Source organism: Streptomyces sp. NPDC050548 (assembly GCF_044457385.1).
GTDB lineage: Bacteria > Actinomycetota > Actinomycetes > Streptomycetales > Streptomycetaceae > Streptomyces.
On sequence record NZ_JBITGV010000007.1, the window covers coordinates 152,364 to 172,122 of the forward strand.

The 19,759-nt window shown below is 69.6% G+C and carries 22 protein-coding genes; 11 read left to right on the top strand and 11 right to left on the bottom strand.

Annotation, left to right across the window (positions count from 1 at the left end):
- Positions 1 to 28: 28 nt before the first annotated feature.
- On the bottom strand, positions 29 to 976 hold the full coding sequence (locus tag ACIBJH_RS21025) for an LAETG motif-containing sortase-dependent surface protein (RefSeq protein WP_399118342.1): 948 nt from the start codon (positions 974 to 976) through the stop codon (positions 29 to 31).
- Positions 977 to 1,136: 160 nt separating this feature from the next.
- Between ACIBJH_RS21025 and ACIBJH_RS21030 the strand changes: the two genes are divergently transcribed.
- Positions 1,137 to 2,798: a glycoside hydrolase family 13 protein gene (locus tag ACIBJH_RS21030; RefSeq protein WP_399118343.1), complete on the top strand. Its 1,662-nt coding sequence runs from the start codon at positions 1,137 to 1,139 to the stop codon at positions 2,796 to 2,798.
- A gap of 17 nt (positions 2,799 to 2,815) precedes the next feature.
- Here ACIBJH_RS21030 and ACIBJH_RS21035 read toward each other — a convergent pair whose 3' ends face one another.
- Entirely contained in the window at positions 2,816 to 3,556 is a 741-nt protein-coding gene (locus ACIBJH_RS21035) for a DUF4142 domain-containing protein (protein ID WP_399118613.1), read from the bottom strand.
- Positions 3,557 to 3,869: 313 nt separating this feature from the next.
- Between ACIBJH_RS21035 and ACIBJH_RS21040 the strand changes: the two genes are divergently transcribed.
- On the top strand, positions 3,870 to 4,376 hold the full coding sequence (locus ACIBJH_RS21040; protein WP_399118344.1) for a DUF3515 domain-containing protein: 507 nt from the start codon (positions 3,870 to 3,872) through the stop codon (positions 4,374 to 4,376).
- An 11-nt stretch (positions 4,377 to 4,387) separates the two neighbouring features.
- The gene (locus ACIBJH_RS21045; RefSeq protein ID WP_399118345.1) at positions 4,388 to 4,975 is read left to right on the top strand and encodes a TlpA family protein disulfide reductase; all 588 of its coding nucleotides are present in this window, start codon (positions 4,388 to 4,390) and stop codon (positions 4,973 to 4,975) included.
- 74 nt (positions 4,976 to 5,049) lie between these two features.
- Here ACIBJH_RS21045 and ACIBJH_RS21050 read toward each other — a convergent pair whose 3' ends face one another.
- Entirely contained in the window at positions 5,050 to 5,523 is a 474-nt protein-coding gene (locus ACIBJH_RS21050) for a carboxymuconolactone decarboxylase family protein (protein WP_399118346.1), read from the bottom strand.
- Between the two features lie 297 nt (positions 5,524 to 5,820).
- Here ACIBJH_RS21050 and ACIBJH_RS21055 point away from each other — a divergent pair, with 297 nt between their 5' ends.
- Positions 5,821 to 6,348 carry a DUF1062 domain-containing protein gene (locus ACIBJH_RS21055; RefSeq protein ID WP_399118347.1) on the top strand — a complete coding sequence of 176 codons (528 nt, stop codon included), beginning with the start codon at positions 5,821 to 5,823 and terminating at the stop codon, positions 6,346 to 6,348.
- 34 nt (positions 6,349 to 6,382) lie between these two features.
- Here ACIBJH_RS21055 and ACIBJH_RS21060 read toward each other — a convergent pair whose 3' ends face one another.
- Both ACIBJH_RS21060 and ACIBJH_RS21065 read right to left on the bottom strand, forming a co-directional pair.
- Positions 6,383 to 6,586, bottom strand: coding sequence for a DUF397 domain-containing protein (locus ACIBJH_RS21060; RefSeq protein WP_399118348.1), 204 nt, complete (start codon positions 6,584 to 6,586; stop codon positions 6,383 to 6,385).
- A 9-nt stretch (positions 6,587 to 6,595) separates the two neighbouring features.
- Positions 6,596 to 7,447 (bottom strand): helix-turn-helix domain-containing protein, encoded by an 852-nt coding sequence (locus ACIBJH_RS21065; RefSeq protein WP_399118349.1) that lies wholly within the window; start codon positions 7,445 to 7,447, stop codon positions 6,596 to 6,598.
- Between the two features lie 229 nt (positions 7,448 to 7,676).
- Between ACIBJH_RS21065 and ACIBJH_RS21070 the strand changes: the two genes are divergently transcribed.
- The 3 genes from ACIBJH_RS21070 to ACIBJH_RS21080 all read left to right on the top strand — a co-directional run bounded on the left by ACIBJH_RS21070 (position 7,677) and on the right by ACIBJH_RS21080 (position 9,865).
- The gene (locus tag ACIBJH_RS21070) at positions 7,677 to 8,096 is read left to right on the top strand and encodes an ATP-binding protein (protein WP_399118350.1); all 420 of its coding nucleotides are present in this window, start codon (positions 7,677 to 7,679) and stop codon (positions 8,094 to 8,096) included.
- A gap of 80 nt (positions 8,097 to 8,176) precedes the next feature.
- Positions 8,177 to 9,091 carry a hypothetical protein gene (locus ACIBJH_RS21075; RefSeq protein WP_399118351.1) on the top strand — a complete coding sequence of 305 codons (915 nt, stop codon included), beginning with the start codon at positions 8,177 to 8,179 and terminating at the stop codon, positions 9,089 to 9,091.
- A gap of 78 nt (positions 9,092 to 9,169) precedes the next feature.
- Positions 9,170 to 9,865, top strand: a complete 696-nt coding sequence (locus tag ACIBJH_RS21080; RefSeq protein ID WP_399118352.1) for a DUF6445 family protein — start codon at positions 9,170 to 9,172, stop codon at positions 9,863 to 9,865.
- Between the two features lie 26 nt (positions 9,866 to 9,891).
- Here ACIBJH_RS21080 and ACIBJH_RS21085 read toward each other — a convergent pair whose 3' ends face one another.
- Together ACIBJH_RS21085 and ACIBJH_RS21090 are read right to left on the bottom strand one after the other, a co-directional pair.
- A complete protein-coding gene (locus tag ACIBJH_RS21085; protein WP_399118353.1) occupies positions 9,892 to 10,371 on the bottom strand; it encodes an FxLYD domain-containing protein in 480 nt (159 codons plus the stop codon).
- 136 nt (positions 10,372 to 10,507) lie between these two features.
- On the bottom strand, positions 10,508 to 10,840 hold the full coding sequence (locus ACIBJH_RS21090) for a hypothetical protein (protein WP_399118354.1): 333 nt from the start codon (positions 10,838 to 10,840) through the stop codon (positions 10,508 to 10,510).
- Between the two features lie 355 nt (positions 10,841 to 11,195).
- Here ACIBJH_RS21090 and ACIBJH_RS21095 point away from each other — a divergent pair, with 355 nt between their 5' ends.
- Entirely contained in the window at positions 11,196 to 11,711 is a 516-nt protein-coding gene (locus ACIBJH_RS21095; RefSeq protein WP_019075062.1) for a hypothetical protein, read from the top strand.
- Between the two features lie 34 nt (positions 11,712 to 11,745).
- Here ACIBJH_RS21095 and ACIBJH_RS21100 read toward each other — a convergent pair whose 3' ends face one another.
- Positions 11,746 to 12,117 carry a DUF6479 family protein gene (locus ACIBJH_RS21100; protein ID WP_399118355.1) on the bottom strand — a complete coding sequence of 124 codons (372 nt, stop codon included), beginning with the start codon at positions 12,115 to 12,117 and terminating at the stop codon, positions 11,746 to 11,748.
- Between the two features lie 10 nt (positions 12,118 to 12,127).
- Complete coding sequence (locus ACIBJH_RS21105) at positions 12,128 to 13,774, bottom strand: FAD-dependent monooxygenase (RefSeq protein ID WP_399118356.1); 1,647 nt, start codon at positions 13,772 to 13,774, stop codon at positions 12,128 to 12,130.
- A gap of 139 nt (positions 13,775 to 13,913) precedes the next feature.
- On the opposite strand from ACIBJH_RS21105, the gene ACIBJH_RS21110 reads away from it, so the two are divergent.
- Positions 13,914 to 14,588: a TetR family transcriptional regulator gene (locus tag ACIBJH_RS21110; protein WP_399118357.1), complete on the top strand. Its 675-nt coding sequence runs from the start codon at positions 13,914 to 13,916 to the stop codon at positions 14,586 to 14,588.
- Between the two features lie 77 nt (positions 14,589 to 14,665).
- Complete coding sequence (locus tag ACIBJH_RS21115) at positions 14,666 to 15,832, top strand: histidine kinase (protein ID WP_399118358.1); 1,167 nt, start codon at positions 14,666 to 14,668, stop codon at positions 15,830 to 15,832.
- 18 nt (positions 15,833 to 15,850) lie between these two features.
- Here the strand turns inward: ACIBJH_RS21115 and ACIBJH_RS21120 are convergent, their stop codons facing one another.
- The gene (locus ACIBJH_RS21120; protein WP_399118359.1) at positions 15,851 to 17,800 is read right to left on the bottom strand and encodes a YncE family protein; all 1,950 of its coding nucleotides are present in this window, start codon (positions 17,798 to 17,800) and stop codon (positions 15,851 to 15,853) included.
- A 226-nt stretch (positions 17,801 to 18,026) separates the two neighbouring features.
- Here ACIBJH_RS21120 and ACIBJH_RS21125 point away from each other — a divergent pair, with 226 nt between their 5' ends.
- Positions 18,027 to 18,554: a hypothetical protein gene (locus ACIBJH_RS21125; RefSeq protein ID WP_399118360.1), complete on the top strand. Its 528-nt coding sequence runs from the start codon at positions 18,027 to 18,029 to the stop codon at positions 18,552 to 18,554.
- A gap of 28 nt (positions 18,555 to 18,582) precedes the next feature.
- Here ACIBJH_RS21125 and ACIBJH_RS21130 read toward each other — a convergent pair whose 3' ends face one another.
- Positions 18,583 to 19,467, bottom strand: coding sequence for a calcium-binding protein (locus ACIBJH_RS21130; protein ID WP_399118361.1), 885 nt, complete (start codon positions 19,465 to 19,467; stop codon positions 18,583 to 18,585).
- Positions 19,468 to 19,759: the final 292 nt, after the last annotated feature.

A 19,759-nucleotide genomic window follows, 5' to 3' on the forward strand; every position in this document is an offset into this window, starting at 1 on the left:
ACAGAGTCAAAGAGTCACAGAGGTACGTCTACGAGTGCGAAGCCCGCCGGCGTCGCGTAGCCACCACGATCGCCCCGCCGCCCGCCAGCAGTGCCGCCGCGCCGCCGACGATCGCGCCGGTGTTGCTGCCGCCACCGGTCTCCGCGAGGTCGCCGCCGCCACCGTTGGGCGAGGGTGCCGCCGGGGCGCTGCTCGAACCGGAGGCGACCGGGGTCGGGTTGTCGGACGGTGTGGTCGACTCGGAGGCGCTCGGGGTCGGGGTCGAGGACTCGTCGGCCGGCGGGGTGGACTCCGAGGCGGGCGGCGGGACCGACGCGGAGGTGGACGGTGTCGGCGACGGGGACTCGGTGCTCGTGCAGTCCTTGGTGCCGCCGTTCCAGGCCGCGATCAGCTTGTCCTTGATGACCGTGTGGTCGGGGCCCTTGGGCAGGTCGCCGTGGACGAAGCCGTCACCGGCGGCGGGGTTGCCGTCGAACTTCACCGCGCCGCGGTAGAGGTCGATCTGCGCGAAGCAGCCCTCGTCGGGCACCGCGATGTCGAGCGAGTCGGTCTGGCCCTTCTTCACGGTGACCGTGTCGAAGTCGACGAAGACCTGCTGGCCGGAGGTGGCGAAGGTCGGGCCGTGCGCGATGTACGAGGCGAGCGAGGCGGTGCAGGTGGAGGCGTCGCCCGCGGTGCGGACCTTGATGTGGACCTTGCCGTCGTCGGTGGGCTTCAGGTTCTGGTCGTCGACCTTGACGGAGGGGAAGAAGCTGGTGCCGTCCAGCGAGAACTGGCAGCCCTCGGTCTCGGTGACCGTGCCCGCGCCGGAACCGGGCTTGTAGTGGCCGCCCGACTCCCAGCCGTCACCGCCGCCGCCGTGCCCCCCGGTGGCCCAGGCGCCGGACGCGGCGGCTACGGAGGCCGCGGCGAGGGCGAGGGAGGCGGCGCCCGTCCCCAACAGGCGGCGCACGGTGACACGACTGGCTATGGACATACTGATCCCATCTGGCGTGTACAGGGTGTGGAGGGTGTGGATCAACGCGAGAAACACTGGGCCCATTGGTCACATGCGCCACAGCGTGTGCACATCGTGGGTCCACCGGAAGAAGACTGTCAACTCGCCTCGGTGCAGAGGGAATTCATAAGGAGACCACGTGTCCGACCTGTCCTCCCGTGACCCGAACTGGTGGCGTCAGGCCGTTGTGTACCAGGTGTATCCGCGCAGTTTCGCCGACGCCGACGGCGACGGACTCGGTGACCTGAGAGGCATCACCGAGCGGCTCACCCACCTCGCCGCCCTGGGCGTCGACGCCCTCTGGCTCAGCCCGTTCTACCCGTCCGAACTCGCCGACGGCGGCTACGACGTCGCCGACTACCGCGACGTCGACCCGCGCCTCGGCACCCTCGACGACTTCGACGCGATGGTCGCCGAGGCGCACCAGCTGGGCCTGAAGGTCATGGTCGACATCGTGCCCAACCACACCTCGCACCTGCACAGTTGGTTCCAGGAGGCGCTGGCCGCCGGTCCCGGTTCCGCCGCACGCGACCGGTACGTGTTCCGGGAGGGGCGCGGCGACGGCGGCCAACTCCCGCCCACCGACTGGCCGTCCGTCTTCGGCGGCAGCGCATGGAAGCAACTCCCCGACGGACAGTGGTACTTGCACCTCTTCACCCCCGAACAGCCCGACCTGAACTGGGACAACGAGGAGGTGCGGGCCGACTTCCGCAGCACGCTCCGCTTCTGGTCCGACCGGGGCGTCGACGGCTTCCGCGTCGACGTGGCCCACGCGCTGGTGAAGGACCTGGCCGAGCCGTTGCGGGACATCGGCCCGCTCGCGGCGAACTCCGAGGCCGTCCTCGACGACCTCCCGCCCGGCAGCCACCCCTACTACGACCGCGACGAGGTCCACGAGATCTACCGCGACTGGCGCCGCAGCGTCTTCGACACCTACACCCCGCCCCGCATGGCGGTCGCCGAGGCCTGGGTCCCGGCCGCCCGCCGCGCCCTCTACGCCCGCCCCGACGAACTCGGCCAGGCCTTCAACTTCGAGTACCTGGAGGCCGGTTGGGACGCGGCCGAACTGCGCGAGGTGATCACCGGCTCGCTCGCCACGGCCCACGCGGCAGGTGCTTCCGCCACCTGGGTGCTGTCCAACCACGACGTCGTACGCCACGCCTCGCGCCTGATGCTGCCGAGGGGCACCGACCCGAACACCTGGCTCCTGTCCGACGGCCGCACACCACCCGTCGACCCGGCGGCAGGCCTCCGCCGCGCCCGCGCCGCGACCCTGCTGATGCTGGCGCTGCCCGGTTCGTCGTACGTCTACCAGGGCGAGGAACTCGGACTGCCCGAGGTCGCCGACCTGCCCGTCGAGGTCCTCCAGGACCCGATCTGGGAACAACAGGGCCACACCCACAAGGGCCGCGACGGCTGCCGGGTACCCCTGCCGTGGACCACGACCGGTCCGTCGTACGGCTTCGGGTCCGGACCCGCGTGGCTGCCGCAGCCGGCGAGCTTCGCGTCGTACGCCGTCGAGGCACAGGACGGGAGCGAGGGCTCGACCCTGGAGCTCTACCGCAGGGCGTTGCGGTTGCGCCGCAAGCTGCTCGAAGGGGAGTTGCTCACCTGGGCCGCCGAAAGCCCGCCCGGGGTACTGCACTTCACCCGCACCGAGGGCTGGCGGTGTGTCACCAACCTGTCGGCGGAGCCGGTCGCCCTGCCGCCGGGGGAGGTGCTGCTGAGCAGCGAACCGGCGGCGGGGAAGGGGCAGTTGGGGCTGCTGGCTCCGGACACGACCGTGTGGCTGGGGGCGTAGCGCGCGTTGCGGTGAACTCACCCCACGGTCGGGGTCTGGCTGGGGTTGGCCGCGTTCCCGCTGGGCGACTCGCCCGGCAGGGCCGGCGGCTGGGTGGTGCTGTTCACCGGCGGGGTGAGGACGACCTCCGGCGCGCCCGCGGCCGGGGGCGGCGGGGTCAGGTCCACGGCCGGCAGCTTCGGCGGGGTCGTCTCCTGGAAGAGGACCTGGCTGAAGTTGACCAGGCCGGTGTCCTCCATCACCGTGATGTGGTCCAGGACCGTCGCGTTGGCCTGGTTGGCGAGGACCCGCACGAGGGTGTTCTCCGTCGTGGAACGGATCTTCGCGATCGTGTTGAAGATCGAACCGTGCGTCACGCGCAGGATGTTGGCGAAGTCCGTGTCGAACTGCTTGCCGCTGTCGCCGTTCAGGGTGTTGATGAACCCCTGCTGCTGCGGGCTGGGCTGGTTCGGGATCGTGATGTTGAGCATCGGCGCGATCTTGCGGACGGTCGAGTCCAGCGCCGCGTGGCCGTCGATCAGGTGCTTGCTCGCGGTGATGACCGCCGGGCTCGCCCCCTTCTTCAGACCTATCTGGCCGACCGGGTACTCCCACAGCCCCGCCGCGCGCACCTTCACCACGAAGTCGCGGTCCGCTTCGGTCAGCGGCCCCCACTGCGTGTTGGCGATGACGCGTGTGGGCGCGCTGGAGACCGTGTTGACGCCCAGCATTGCCGGATAGGCGAGGGCGACGAGAGTCAGGCTGAGGGCACCGCCCACAACCATCGTTCCCGTCGCGTTCCGCGAAAAGCGCACCGTACCTCCTGTGTCGTGGACCGCCCGTCGGCGGTACGGACAGTGGGGAGTACGGATCGGGGAAGCGTTCGAAGTCTTTGGTTTTGGTAAAGCCCGAGTGGGGCGCGTCACAAGTGGCGGGTGTGGCGGGGGCCCCGCCAGGCGGCGGGCCCCTCCGGTCGGCTGGTGCTTGCCGGCCCTGATTCCCGGTGCCCACAAGGGCAGTTGGGCGAGGGCGTACCGTTCTGTCCGACCAGTGGGCAACACCGCGCAGCGTGACATCGGGGGTACTTCCGGCATGGCATGTCCATCCCGTAGAACGTGGTTCGTCCTCGGCGTGACGGGCGTGACGGGCGTCGCGGCCGTCGCTGCCGCGGCCGTTCTCGTCGTACACGAGTCGGACGCGCCGGCCTACGCCATCGAACAGGCCCCCCATGCCCGTTCCTCCGCCTGCACACGCATCGCCAAGGACTACCCGGCCGCGCTGGAGGGACACCGGCGTGCCGAGACCGGCACACCGGGCGTCGCCGTGTGGGGCGACGAGGCGGTCGTGCTCCGTTGCGGGCTGGAACCCCCGGCCCCGACCACCGACCTGTGTGTGTCCGTCAACGGCGTGGACTGGGTCTACCGCCAGAGCCAGTCCCGTGACGGCCTCAAGGTGGTCGTCACGTACGGCCGCACTCCCGCCGTCGAGGTGACGCTCTCCGAACAGGACACCGCCCTCGACAGTGCGCTGGTGGACGTGAGCCGGATCGTCCGGCCGATCCGGCAGCAGAGCCACTGCGTCGACTCCTCCGGAAACTGAAGGAACCCCGAGTGAAACGCATCCCCGCACGCGTCTACGTCCCCGTCCTCGCGGCCCTCGTCTGTGCCGGGGCACTCATCGGCGTGACCGAGGCGCAGGACGACCCGCACGGCACCCCGGGGCGCAGCTACGACGCGGACGGGACTCTGAAGATCGACGCCGCGCGGCGATCCGTTGCACCGGACATCGCCGGTACCGGCACCGACGGACGTACGGTCCGCCTCTCCGGGTACCGGGGGAAGACGGTCGTGGTGAACGTCTGGGCCTCCTGGTGCGGGCCCTGCCGTCAGGAGACGCCCATGCTGGTGCGCTACCAGGAGAAGACGAAGGGGCAGGATGTCGTCGTCCTGGGGCTGAACGAGGACGACTCCGCCGGTGACGCACGCGCCTTCGCCCGTACCCACCACATGTCCTACGCCAGCCTCCTGGACCCCGACGGAAAGCAGTTCCGCAAGCTGGCCAAGGGCCTGGTGAGCACCCAGGGTCTGCCCGTCACGCTCGTCATCGACCCGCGCGGCAGGGTCGCCGCGGCGACAGCCGGAGCGCTTTCCGAAGCCCGCCTGACGAGCGCGGTGACGGCGGCACGAACCGGTTCCTGACGGTGATCGAGCGCTTCCGGCAGGCGCCGTCCGGCACCGAGCAGGTCGTCGGAGCCGGACGGGCGGTGCGTGCGCTACGCGAACTGACCGGGCTGGTAGTCGCCGGCCGGCATCGTGAGCATGACGTTCATGCGGTTGAAGCTGTTGATGAGGGCGATCAGTGAGACGAGGGCCATGAGCTGCTCGTCGTCGTAGTGCTTCGCGGCGTTCCCCCACACCTCGTCGCTCACCCCGCCGGCCGCGTCCGCGATCCGGGTGCCCTCCTCGGCGAGTTCGAGCGCGGCGCGCTCCGCGTCGGTGAACACGGTGGCCTCGCGCCACACCGCGACGAGGTTCAGCCGTACCGAGGTCTCGCCAGCGGCCGCGGCGTCCTTGGTGTGCATGTCGGTGCAGAACCCGCACCCGTTGATCTGACTCGCCCGGATCTTCACCAGCTCCTGCGTGGCGGCGGGCAGCGGCGAGTCTTCGACGACCTTGCCCGCGGCGATGAAGTGCTTCAGGGCCTTGCCGGCGATCGGGCTGGTGAAGGCGTTGAGTCGGGCACCCATGGTGGGCTCCTCTGCGTTTCGTTGTTTCGCTGCCGTTGCTTGCACAGGACTGACGAAACGGGTGCCGCGAATGTGACACGTACGGGGAGCGGCGCGCGAAAACCGGTGGAGCTTTGGCTCTCTCCCCCTCTACCGTGCTGCCCGACCGAGTCGTCTGGGCAAGGACGTGCCGTTGTACACCGTGTGAGACCCCCCGAGTGCTGAATCGTCGCGCGTCGCGCTGTTGCGCCGCGCTCCTTTTTGCTGCGGTCTTCTCACTGGAAACGGTGTACTTCTGTGCTCGAAAACTGGGTGGTCATGCCCACCTGCCTGCCACTCGTCCGCCGCCGCTGTCACGCGTGCGGGGCCGGACACTTCCGGGCGAGCGGCAAGTTCCGCGTCAACGCCCACCACAAGCTGCTGGACGTCTGGCTCCTGATCCTCTGCACGGGATGCGGGGACACGGCGAAACTCACGGTCATGGAACGGGCGAACGTGCGCTCCATACGACCGGAACTGCTGGCGCGGTTGCACGCCAACGATGTCGTTCTGGCGTCGGAGTTGCTCCAGGACCCCGTGGTCCAGCGCCGTAACCGCATCGCCCTCGACTGGTCCGGCGCGTGGCGCCTCGACACCGGCGGATCGGACCACTTGAACCGCGAGGTGATCGACATGGCGGTCCGCTTCACGGCCCGGATCCCGATCCGACCGGTACGACTGATCGCGGAGGGCTGCGTCCTGCCACGGGCCGAGGTCGAACGCCTGATCACGGAGGGTCGGTTGGTCTCGACCGCCCGCCTGAACGACAGGGTCTCGGACAACTTCACGTTCACCCTGAAACGCTGACGCGCCCGCGCTCGGAGGGCCTGCCTGGCGGGTTCTACGGGCGCGGCGTGAGGGTGTCTGTCTTGCGTATCGCTTGGAGCAGTTGGGCGAGGGGGGTGGGGGTAGTGGTGAGTGCGGTGCCGGGGGTGTCGGATTCGCGGAGGTGGATTGTGGTGGGGGTTGCGGCGAGCTCGACGCAGTCGTTGCCTTCACCGCCGCCGGAGAAGGATGACTTCTGCCACTGAGCGGGGGTGATCATGGCTCTACCTCACAGATCCTTGGCCAGCTGGTGAATGAGGTCACGTGACTGAGCGGGGTCGAGCGACTCGTTCCTCACTTTACGGAAGAGCTTTCGAAAGTGCTCCAGTTGGGCTTCGGAGTTGAGGAACGCGGTGCCGTGTGGAGCGTCGCGCACCACGGTGTCCAGGCGGGGCACCACCCCGCCCAGGTGCACCATCGCCCCACCAGCTCCCGCGAAGGCGTCCAGTTCGAACGGGATGACCCGCACGGTGACGTGTTCCGCCTCCGACAGATCGAGGATCTGGGCGAGTTGAGCACGGAAGGCGACCCGGCCGGCCACCCTGATGCGGAGCGCGGCTTCATGGATCACGGTGTCGTACGGGATGGGGTCCGGGCCCTCGATGATGACCTTCCGCTTCATCCTGTGGGCGACCCGGTGGTCCAACTCGCTCTCCGGGAACTCCGGGTTCATGTAGGAGAAGAGGTCGCGTGCGTAGGCCTCGGTCTGAAACAGACCGGGCACGTGCGTGACCGCCACGTCGTGACGGAACGTCGCGTGATGATCCAGCTCGGCGAGGTCGAAGTAGGCGGCGGGAAGGACACCCCGGTACTCCTCCCACCAGCCACGCGTCCGGTCCGTTGCCATGGCCACGAGGGCGTCGACCAATTCGCTGTCGGCGCAGGCGAAATTGGCGGCGAGCCGGCGCACGGTCTCTTCGCTGACCCCGGCCACACCGGACTCGATCTGGCTCAGCCGTCCCGCGTCGGTTCCCAGTGCCGCCGCTGCTTCGCGTCCCGTGAGCCCGGCTGCTTCGCGCAGTTTCTGCAGTTCGGCACCCAGGCGTGCCTGGCGCGCGGTGGGTTGCCTTCTCCGCGGCATGGGCTCTTCCTCGCTCCTCAACGGCCTTGGGGCGCTGCCCCGTTCGTGGGCAGATTACGGCAACAGCTTGCAGTGGACCAACCTTGGACCCTACCGTCAGTGATGCGCCGCACACCCTGCGGAACCCCGGGGCACCGGAAGCGCACCGCTCCGTCCTGCCAGAACGGCTGCGGCACTGCCACCGCCCCCCCCGGGCCTCAACTTCCCACCTCACGCACGGAGTTCACGCATGCCCGAAACCGAAGGTCCCGCTCCCTGGGAGTACTCCCTCCACATCCCCAACGACCTCCGTTCCGTCACGGTCTGCCGCCGTACCCTCCGCCTCGTCCTGACGATGCATGGGCTGATCGGCCTGGTCGACACCGCCGAGCTTCTGGCGACGGAGCTGGTGGGCAACGCCGTACGGCATACGGACGGTCCCGCCGCGCTGCGGGTGTCCTGGGCGCCGGACACCCTCCGTATCGGGGCTTGGGACGCGAACCCCGAACCACCGCACCCTCCACGTGAGTTGACCGCGATCACCGATCTGGAGGACGAGCGCGGACTCGCCCTCGTCGCCGCCTGTGCGAAGCAGTGGGGCTGGCAGCCGCTGTCCAGGGGCGGTCGCCGGGGCAATAACGTGTGGTGCGAACTGGGCGGTGCGGCCTGAACGTTCCTTCGCCCCTCGAAAAAGTGAACGTCTCCGAATCGGCCGGACAGTCCGGTCCTTGATCCATCTAGGTTGCGCACATGGTCACATCAGCTCACGAGGGCATGCACCGGATCTTCCAGGAGCGGCCCGAGATCCTCGCGCCCGTCTTCACCGTGCTGGGCATCGAGTTGTCCGAGAAGGCGGCGGTGTACGCGATCACCACCGACGCGACGGAGACACGGCCGATGGCCCGCCACATCGATACGGCGCTGCGGATCTGTCCGTCGGACGGCGAGGACTTCCTGCTCGCCGTCGAGGCACAGGAGCGGCGGGATGACAGGAAGGAGCAGAGCTGGGCGTACTACGTCGCGTATCTCCAGTCGAAGTACAAGCTGCCGGTGCTGCTGCTCGTGGTCTGCCGCGACCGGGCCACGGCCAAGTGGGCGGCCGGTCCGTTCGACTGCGGTACGCGCGGCTGGACGGTCCAGCGCACGTGTCCCCTCGTCGTCGGGCCGGACAGCCTGCCGATGATCACGGACGTGCGGAGCGCGGCGAAGAATCCCGCGATGGCCGCGTTCTCCGCCCTGACACACGCCAACAACCCCGAATGCGACGCCATACTGGACGCACTGGACCAGGCCCTCGGTGGCATGGACTCCGACGCCTCCGACTACATCTACCAATTTCTCGACGTCACTCTGGGGGACACCCCCGTCGGAGACAAATGGAGGAGCATCATGGGTTTCGTCAACTACTTCCCCGGCCGGGGGCACCTCATGGAGAGGGCGTATCTCGAAGGTCAGGCCGAAGGCGAAGCCAAGGGGCAGGCCGAAGATCGCGCCGCATTGATCCTGCGTCTGCTGGAGAAGCGCGGAATCCTCGTCTCCCAGGACGTACAGGACCGCATCACGTCCTGCACCGACCTCGACACACTCACCCTTTGGTTCGACCGGGCCTTGACGGTCGATCACGCGGAGGATCTGTTCACCGCCGAGGCGGAAGGCCAGGAGTAGGTCAACGCCCTTCCGTTGACGGAATGTTGACCGGTGTATGGCACAGCGTTGGTGAACCCCCGCTATACGTTCGGGCCCATGCCACCACTCCCCCCACACCCCCAGCGGGCCCGTCAGGCGCCCCTCCCCGTGTTGCCCTATCGCAAGCCCACCAAGGGCCGTGACTACTGGGTGCTGAACGACGTCCTTCCGGATGTCGACGCCGTACGGGAGCGGTGTCTCGCGAAGGACGACTGGGTGAAGGGGTATCCGTACACCTCGGAGACCTGGCCGGGGCTGCGCACCATGCCGGGGCTTGAGCCGGCCGAGTTGGGGCGGATCGAGAGGCTGGTCAAACAGGCCACCGGGGCCAAGGAGTTGTGGGTGCAGAAGGCGCCCGGCGGCGGGACGCTCAACCACAACTGCATCCAGGTCGTGGGGGAGGGCGAGAGCGAACCCCGGCCCCACACCGACTCGCGGTCGCTGTGCCGGTACGCCGCCGTGCTGTATCTCAATCCCTCCGTGCCGAAGGACTGCGGGACCAGTTTCTACCGGCAGCATCTGCCGGGCGGACGGCTCGGCGGCAACGTCGTACAGGCTCCGCACAACAACCTCGTCGAGGCGTTGGGTACGCGGTTCGTGGCGCCCGACGCCTTTGAAGAGGACGTACGCGTGCCGCACCGGTACAACAGCCTGCTGCTCTACCACGCCAACCTCGTGCACAGCGCGACCGGTTACCACGGCAGCACCCTGGAGGAGAAGCGGATGACCGCCGTCTTCTTCTGGATGGCCTGACCCGACCCACCCCCCCCGCAGCGCGGTCAGTAGCGCAGCGCCGTCCCCGTCTCCGCCTTCACGTCGCCCGACAGCTTGCGGTTGCTGCGGGCGGTCGCCGTGCCGGACTGTCCGGCCGGGACGTCGGAGACGGTGACGACCACGGTGTCGAGCAGATTCCCGCCCGTGTCCTTGAACTCGACCTGTACGGCGAAGGACTTGGTCGAGTCGGCCTTGTTGTCGGCGGTGACCTCGACGGTGCTGCGCCCTGCCGAGTCGGTGCTTGCCGTGCCCAGCTTCACCGCGTCCTTGGCGTCGACGCCGTTCTTCACCTCGTCGAGTCTGCGGCCCGCCTCGGCGGTCGCCGACGCGATGGCAGCCGTGGCCTGCGCTCCGATGGACGCGACGGCGGACGCCGCCTTGCTCGCGACGGAGGAGGTACTGCTGTCGTCGGAGCAACCGGTGAGGGCGGTGAGGGTGATGGCTACGACCGCCGTCAGCGCCGCGCCGGACCTGTACCACGCCATGTCGCCTCCATGAGTCGCCGCTTCCCCGGGCCGTCCCTCAAGTGAAGGTCCGTCGCCGTGCGCCCGCATGCCGGACTCACCCGAACGACGTGGCACCGCTCGCGGAACGGGCGCGGGGCCCCGGCACCGGGTGCGTTCACTGGTCGCCGTTCTGCTCGTTGTCGTCGGGTGTGCGCTCGCTCCAACTGGCGGGCGCCTGGCTGCCGTTGGTGGCCCTCGTCCTGGTCGCGGCCGGTGTGCTGCCGGCTAAGCGGCGGCGCGGGGCGCCGGTCACCGGCGCGCTGGGGGTGGCCGGCGCGACGGTTCTCCCCGGCGTCGGGCGACGCGCTGTGAGCACGTCGGTGCGGATGGTCGTGGCGGTGGGGGTGGGGGTGGCGGTCGCGCTCGGTGCCTGGCTGACGGGGCCGGGTCGGCGGGTGGGTCTCGTACGGCGGCTGTGGACGTCCGGGATCGGGGCGGGGCGGGCCACGGCCGACGGGGTGGGACTGCGTACGGGGCCGGTGGGGCCGTTCGTCCGCCGGTACCGGACGTGGATCGGCCGACTCCTGGTGGCCGCGGCCCTGCTGGCCCATCTGCTCTGGTCTGGTCGTACCCGACCGAGTGAGTGGTGGCGGGGCCGGCCCTCGCCCTGCTCTTCGCGCCGGCGGTGCTGGAGTTCCTGGCGGCGGACGAGGACCCGGGGCCCAGACGGGGGCTCACCCGGACGGCGTAACCCCCCTGGTGGAGGGCGTGCCTCGGCCGGATGGTCGAAGCACCACACACCGCAGAGAGACCGAACCACCACGCACCGCACACCGCACACCACAGAGAGGTGGGGCACCGCCATGACGCAGCAGCCGCACTCCACACAGCAGCCGCACTCGACGTCCGCCGGCGGCGAGGAGAAGCCCCCGGTCTGGAACGACGCCGGTCAGGCACCCGGCACCCGCGGCTACGGCCCGCCCCCCTCCGGCGGCGGGCTCGCGGCCGGCGGTGCCGTCTTCGCCGGTGTCCTGATGCTGATGAACGGCGTCATCGCCATCCTCCAGGGCATCTCCGCACTCGCCAAGGACGACGTCTACACGCGCGTCGGCAGCTACGTGTACAGCATCAACCTCACCGGCTGGGGCGTGATCCTCCTCTGCCTGGGCGCCGTGGGCGTGGCCACCGGCCTGGGCATCCTCAAGGGCATGAGCTGGGCCCGCGTCTGCGGCATCGTCCTCGCGAGCCTCAGCGCGATCCTCCAGTTCATGTTCCTGCCGTACGCCCCGATCTGGTCGGTCATCATGATCGCGGTCGATGTGTTCGTCATCTGGGCACTGGCGGTCTACGACCCGAAGACCTCCGGGGCGCGCCAGTAAGGACGACGAACAGCTGAACCGGCGAGTGGGCGGGTCAGACGTGTCCGATACCGCCCCCGCCGAAGGAACCGCTCCTCCCCGGCACCCAGCGCTGCCGTTTCTGGTTCTTTCCCGTCCTGCTTCCGGAGTGATGGAGCTGGTACGGCATCAGCCGTTCCTTCTCCTCCGAGGCGACGGGCATCTCGTCGGGTTCCCGCATCTCGCGCATCTCGTGGACGGCGCCGCCGGCGGGGAGGTGAGGCTGCTCCTCGGGGAGCGGCCGCGGAAGTTCCTGGTCCCGGACCTTCATACCGAAATGTATGGCCCAGACCAGCGCGCCTGCGATCAGCAGGCCACCGAGAAAGGCTGCGGTCACGTTGAGCGTGTCGTGCGACGCAGCCAGTAGTTCGTACGCTGCCATGCTCATACTCCGAGTATCACTCTTTGGGCGGCAATGTAGCGATGCGTGAGAGATAGTCCGTTACCTCGGCGGGGTCGCGGGTGAACAGCGCCACGTGGTTGTCGGGGCGGACCAGCACCAGGGCCGGGGCCGGATCCGTCACTCCGTATGCCCGGCGCGCATGCCCCTCGTGGTCGCGAAGGTCGTGCGGATCGGCCACCGTGAACGCCTGCAGCAGACCCTCGTGCTCGACCGCCAACTTGCCCACGGCGTCCGCGACTTCGGCACCGAAGCCGAGCAGTGTGAACCGCGGGTCGGCGTACACCTGGAAGAGCCGGACCGGATGCCCGGAGGCGTCGAGGCAGGGGGCGTCGGGAGCGCGGTCACCGGGGCGCAGGACGGCGGGATCGCCGACAGCGCCGACACCGACAGCGCCGACACCGACAGCGCCGACACCGACAGCGCCGACACCGACAGCGCCGACACCGACAGCGCCGACACCGACAGAGTCGACCGAGCCGGCAGAATCGTCGGCCGGACCCGCGAGGGAACTCCACCGGTAGCCCGTACCCATCGGCGGCGGAGCCGCGACCTCGATACCCGTGCCGGGTTCCTTGACCGCTTCGAGCACCCGGGCGTACAGGTCGGTGGAGACCCCCAGCGTCCACGCGGCCACCGGAAGACGCTCCTCCTCGTATGTGTCCAGGAGCCCGGGTCCGGCCTGCCCGCCGGCCACGAGGGCCAGCTTCCAGCCCAGGTTGTAGGCGTCCTGGATGCCGGTGTTCATGCCGAGCCCGCCCGCGATCGGATGGACATGGGCCGCGTCCCCGGCGAGCAGGACCCGGCCGACCCGCATCCGGTCGACCATGCGGACATTGACCCGCCAGACGGAGAGCCAGGTGGGGTTCGTCAGCGTGACGCCGGGCACGCGCGCGTACCGGTCGAAGATCCGCTGGAAGCTCTCCAGCGAGGGCGGCAACGGCTCGCCGTCCGCGCCGAGTTCGGGGCTCGCCTGGAGCTGGAAGGAGTCCGTGCCGGGCATGGGGCACAGCGCCAGCCCGCCGCCGTCCGAGGTGAACCACTGATGCCACACGTCCCGGCCGATCCCCTCGGCCCGCACGTCCCCGACGACCATCGACTGGGTCTCCTCGGTCGTGCCGTCGAAGCGCACCCCCAGCACCTTGCGCACCCGGCTGCGCCCACCGTCGCAGCCCACCAGGTAGCCGGCCCTGATGCGCTCCCCGTCGGCGAGGGCGGCCGTGACTCCGTCCATGTCCTGCTCGAACTCGGCCACCTCCGTGCCGAGTCGGACGCCGACCCCGAACTCCGCGAGGCGCTCGCGCAGGATCTCCTCCACCTGCCACTGCCCTATGAGCACCCCTCGCTCGTACGGCGCGTCGGGCGTGGGGCGCGCGTCGGCGAACGGGTCGGTGTCGTTCACATGCTTGCCGTCGAAGTACTTGCGGAAGGGGAGCCGCGTGGTCCCGGTGGCGAGCACGCGCTCGGTACCGCCCACGTCCTCCAGTACCTCCAGGGTGCGCGGTTGCAGACCCTTGCCCCGGGACTCCCGGTGCGGGACCGGCGCCGCGTCCACGATCCGCACCCCCACACCGCGCCGGGCCAGCTCGATGGCGAGCGTGAGGCCGGTCGGCCCGGCGCCCACGATCAGAACGTCGTCGGTCATCGCGATCCCTCTCGTCGTCGTTGCGTCAAGGGAACACCGAACCGACAGAAAATGCAACCAGGTCTCAGAAGATTCTCGACTTCACTCCATCTCCGGTCTCATTTGATTCTCGGTCTCATGGTCTGGTAGTGTGGCGCGCATGGACGAACTCCCCGGCCTCCGCGAGCGCAAGAAAGAACGCACCCGGAACCTCATCGCGCAGGAAGCCCTCCGCCTCTTCCGCGAGAAGGGCTTCGACGAGGTGTCGGTCGTCGAGGTCGCGGCGGCGGCCGAGGTCTCCAAGGCCACGCTGTTCCGGTACTTCCCGGCGAAGGAGGACCTGGTCCTGCACCGCTTCGCCGACCACCTCGGCGAGGCGGCCCGCGTCGTACGCGAACGCCCGCCCACCCTGTCCCCCACGGCCGCCCTGCGCGCCCACTTCCTGGACCGCCTCGCCGCCCGCGACCCGATCACCGGCCTGAACGACCACCCCGACGTGCTCAGTTTCATGGACCTGCTCTACGGCACCCCGAGCCTCCAGACCGGCCTGGTGCAGCGCTACCGCAGCCAGGAGATCGACGCCCTCGCCGAAGCCCTGACCCTCCCAGACCCCGACCCCGACATCGCCGACTCCACCCCGCTCACCAGACGCCTCGCCGCCACCCACCTGATCGTCGTCCAGCAGGAACTCGGCATGGCGAACTGGCGGACGATGGCCGCGGGCCGCACCGCCGACGAGGCCTACGACGACGCCGTCGCCGAGGCGGAGCGCGCTTACGGCCAGCTCATGACAGGGCTGGACTCGGTGTTCCCGGCCGGGACCGGAGGCGGCTGATGGTGTAGTCGGCTACACCGTCCACTCGGCACCCTGCTCTCCCGCGCCGGCCGCATCCCGGTGCCAGCCTGGTGGGCATGGGTACGACAGTGCGGCAGGCGACGCGGGCGACGGTTCAACTGGCCAGAGGTGTGGCCATGACCCTCGGGACGTATCTCTTCGTCACCGCGCTGCTGATCGCGGCCATGGGGACGCTGTTCGTCGTCGGTGCCTGGATGCTGCCCGAGGCGGTGCTGCTGGTGCGCCGGATCGCGGGCGCCAGGCGGCGGCAGGTCGCCGGGTGGAGCGGGCGGAAGATCGCGGAGGCGTACCGGCCGCTGGACGGACGGCCGTTGCGGGAGCGGTTCGTCGTGGCGGTGCGTGATCCCGGTACGTTCCGGGACCTGCGGTGGATGCTCGCCCAGTACGCGTACGGGCTGCTCGGGCTGCTCGCCGTTCCGCTGTGGATCGTGGGACTGCCCGTCGACGGTGTGTGGTGCGGGCTGTTGCGGCGCCGGGCGCTGGTCCTGCCGCTGCTCGGGCGGCTCGCGGATCTCGACGCGCGCTGGTCGACGGCCCTGCTGAAGCCGTCTCCGAAGGCACTGCTCACCGAGCGCGTCGAGGAACTCGCCGAGACCCGGGCCGGAGTGATCGCCGCGCACGAGGCCGAACTTCGGCGTATCGAGCGGGACTTGCACGACGGGACGCAGGCCCGGCTGGTCGCGCTGTCGATGCGGATCGGACTGGCGAAGCGGGCCTACGACCGGGACGGCGGCGGTGATCCGGAGGCCGCCCGGCGGCTGCTCGCGCAGGCGCAGGATCAGGCGGAGGAGGCGCTGACGGAGTTGCGGCACGTGGTGCGCGGTATCCACCCGCCGATCCTCACCGACCGCGGGCTCGCCGGTGCCGTACAGGCGCTGGCCGCCGGCAGTGGGCTCCAAGTCGCCCTGGATGTTGAGGAGTTGGCGACCGGTCCGCGTGCTCCGGCGGCGGTCGAGGCCGCCGCGTACTTCCTGGTCGCCGAGGCGCTCACCAACGCGGTCAAGCACAGCGGCTCGAACCGTGCGGAGGTCCGGCTCGCCCGGGTGCCGCACGGGCTGACGGTGTGCGTGCGGGACGAGGGAAAGGGCGGTGCCGAGGAGGCGGACGGCACCGGACTGCTCGGCCTGCGCCGCCGTATCGCCGCCCTCGACGGGACCGCAAACGTGAGCAGCCCCGCCGGAGGACCCACGGTCGTCGCGGCGGAGCTGCCCTACACCTGGTGAACAGGCGTCAGAAAAAGGCTAGTTGGAGAAGTAGAGGTACTTCCAGCCGCTGTACGTCGTCGAGTTGACGTTGTCACCGGACGAACCGTTGATGTAGGCGGCCCGGATGCGGGCCTTGATGCCGGACTGGCCGGGTGCGCCGAGGTTCACCGCGACCTTGCCGTTCGTGGCGAGGCCGAAGTACTCGGAGTCGGAGTCGTACCAGTGGCCCTCGTAGTAGACCTGCAGGTCGAGCCGCTCCTGGCGGTTGGCGTAGTAGGTCATCGTCGTGGTGACGATCGGCGCCGTGTTCTTGTGGAACCAGTAGTACGACGTCGAGCCGATCTTCGCCGTCTTGTAGTGCTTGCTGATCGCGGTGGAGACCTTGACCTTGGCGTACGCCGTGACCTTCACCGTCTTGGCCGCGTAGCGCGCGTCACCGGCGAAGACCGCGGAGACGGCGGTGTCGCGGGTCATGTCCACGGTCACCGTGAGGTTGCCGCTGGAGTTGACCTTGCCGGTCTTGACCAGCTTCTTCGGCTTGTCGGCGCCGAAGGGGTCCGCGTAGATCGCGACCGTGCGGTTCTTGTAGGTCTTGCCGAGGTGCGCGGTGAACTTCACGTCGGCGCCGTACGAGTACAGCTTGCCGTTGTTGTTCAGGCTCAGGCTGGTGGCCGTGCGGGACACGGAGACCTTGTCGGAGGCGCTGACCGCCGCGTGCCCGGAGTCGCCGGCGTAGGACACCTTGTAGGTGACCGTGCCGCCGGCCGGCGGGGTGTCCGCGAAGGAGTACGTGCCGTTCGCCTGCACCGTGACGGCGGGCAGTGCCTTGCCCTTCGGGGACTCCAGGTCGGTGCGTGTGACCTGGAGCTTCACCCCGGCGGGCAGCGCGACCGTGGCCGAGATCTTCCCGGTGACGGTGAGCTTCTTGGCGCGGGTCGCGGAGGTCGGGGCGTTGACCGTGAGGGTCGGGACGTTCTTGTCCGGGTCGGTCAGCACCTTGAGGCTGTACTTGCCGGTGGACGTCCCGACCAGCGCGAAGATGCGGGAGGAGTCGGGCGCCCAGGTCAGGGCGGCCGTGCCGTAGGAACCGACGGTGTACGTACGGATCGGCTTCGTCGCGCTCGGCCGGTACGTCGTGATCTTGTTGCCGTCGACCTGGGCGACGAATCCGACCCGGGAGATGTCGGCCTGCTGGCCCGCAGGGAGGGTGCCGGACTGCGTGAACTTGCCGTCCGCGTAGGCGTCCAGGAGATTGCCGTTGACCAGCACCTGGCCGGCGCCCGCGACGAGGTCGATGTCGCCGATGCCGTTGTTCAGGGTGTAGTCGCCGTGGTGCCAGGCGGTGAGCGCGGGCGTGCCGCTCGACACGTCGAGCACGGCCATGGAGTCGGTGGAGAGGCCGGTCTCGCCGATGGCCAGGACCTCGGGCCGCAGCGGGTCGGTGTCCAGCAGGGCCTCGCCCCAGATGTCGACGGAGGTGCCCGAGTTCGGGAACTGCGCCATCGTCACCGGGTCGGTGCCGCTCGCCGGGTCCACCGTCGGGTCGACGGAGCCGAGGTCGCCGTCCCACTGGTCGCCGTAGGTGAACCACACCTTGCCGCCGGCGAACGCGATGTGGCGCGGGCCGGTGTCGGTCGGGATCGCGTAGCGGGTCTTGACGTCGAGGGTGGCCGCGTCGATCGCCACGATCTCGTGGGTGTTCTGCACCGCCGCGTACACGGTGGCGCCGTCGTCGGAGACGGTCAGGTCGGTGACCGAGCCGATGCCGCCCACCGAGGCGAGGACGGTGCCCGAGTAGTCGGTGGCCGCGACCGTGCCGGCCGAGGTGTCGCCGACGAAGACCCGCTTGAGGGCGTCGTCGGCGACGAGGCCGCCGGGCGAGGTGATGGTGGCGGTGGCCGCCGAGGCCGTACCCGTCGCTACGACGCTGAGCGCCGCCGAGCCGAAAAGAACCGCGAGCGCTGTCGCGGTGGAGATGCTGCGCATCCGCACGTGCTGTTCCCCCCACAAGGAAAACCGGTCTGGAGACCGGGAGTTGAGAGCGCCGCGCAACACCCGGACGTGACCGCGGACGATAGTCGCGGTGACGCGCGGGGCGCGGCTGCTATGCGCAGCGTATGGCATGCCTGTGACAGGTGGGAAAGGAGTTATGGGGTTGTCGTGTACGCGCGCTGTTTGGGAGGCTCGCGATCACCACGACGAGGGGGCGTTGATGAGTGAGGCTGCCGGGCGACGGCGGGTGCCGGTGTGGCTGGGGATCGGGGCGGTCGTGCTCGCGGCGGTGGGCGGCGGCGGGACCTGGCTGTTCCGGGACGAGCTGTTCCATCCGTTCGGGGACGCCCGGGCGTGTGCGGGGAGCGATCTGCGGCTGCCGCACACGATCGACGCCGGAGGCGCGACCCTTCCGGCCGACGCCTCCGACATCCACTATCTGACCCGCAACGGCAGTGTCGAGGTCACGTTCCTGAGCCGCGGGATACCGGACTATCTGCACCGCGCGGGCATCCTCCCGGAGGGGAAGGACCTGTTCGACCAGAAGTACGGGAACAAAGGAGAGACGGGGGAGCCGGAGGTCGCGCTGCCGGACGGCCTGTGCGGCACCTCCCTGCGGATCCCCGTCTGGGAGTACCACGTGACGGCCGCCAACGGCACCCGCGTCGACGTCACCGTCGAGCGGTCCACGCTGTTCCAGACCGCGCTCCGGTCACCGGCCCGCGCCGTGGTCACCTTCACGTCCTGAGACCGGCCCAAGTCGGCGCAGAAGTACGTCAGTTCTGGTGGACGGCGTTGTGGCCCGGCCCGCCCGACAAGACGTCCGTGCCGGTGCCGCCCCACAGCGTGTCGTTGCCGGAGTTGCCGTAGAGGGTGTCCGCGCCGGCGTTGCCGTGGAGAACGTCGTTGCCCGTGCCGCCGTAGAGGTGGTCGTTCCCGGCGCCGCCGCTGATCCTGTCGTTTCCGGCGCCGCCGGTCAGGCTCTGGCCGCCCGCGCCGCCGGTGATGACGTCGTTGCCCGTGCCGCCGTCGGCCGCGGCGCCCACGGTGGTGATCGTGTCGTTGCCGTTGCCGCCCTGGGCGATGGTTTCGACGCCGGCGTGGAGGGTGTCGTTGCCGTTCTCGCCCCAGCCCACCGAGTACTTGCCGAGGGTGAGGGTGTCGTTGCCGGTGCCGCCCGAGACGTAGTCGCCGTCGACACCGCCGTCCTCGGTGTACTTGTCGTTGCCCGCGCCCAGATCGGTCGCGGCGAAGTAGTACGTCTGGGCCGTCCTGTTGTGGTACGTGAGGGTGTCGTTGCCGTCGCCGAGCGTCAACTGCACGGTGGGGTAAGGGTCCTGGCTGTCCAGCATGGTGACCGTGCAGGAGACCTTGGTGTGGTCCGCGGCGGTGGGGTAGGCGCAGCCGGTGCCCGGCTTGATGGTGACGACGTCGTCGATGACGTAGGTGATCTTGTCGGTTCCGGTCGTGTGCGTCGCGGTGACGACCGCCTTGTTGGCCTGGCCGGCGGCGGCCGTGTACAGGACCTCGTTGCCGCCGTTGCCGAGCGCGGCGGTGGCCGGAGCGGTGGCGGCGCCGGCCGTCCCCGCGAGGAACAGCGGCGCGGCCAGACCGGCGCCGAGGGCCAGGGTGACGAGGCGACCGAGAGGACGAGAGGGCATCGCACAACCTCCGTGAAACGTATGGGGAGTTGGCGGATTCCGAGGAGTTCGGGTTCCGACATCGCGTACGACCCTCCCTTCCTGAGCCTGGTTGTGCGCCTTTTCGCACGGGAGTTGTCCCGGTGTGAAACGTCAGCCGTGATTCAGCGCGAATTCATGAAACCGTCCGCGGATCAATGACAACCATCGCTAGGAGGTACGGGCCGGTTCCGCCGTGTCACGGCGGAACGCCATGTTCTTGCCTTCTCCGGGCAGTGCGGCAGGTCGGAAGGTTGCCGGAGAATGCACAAGC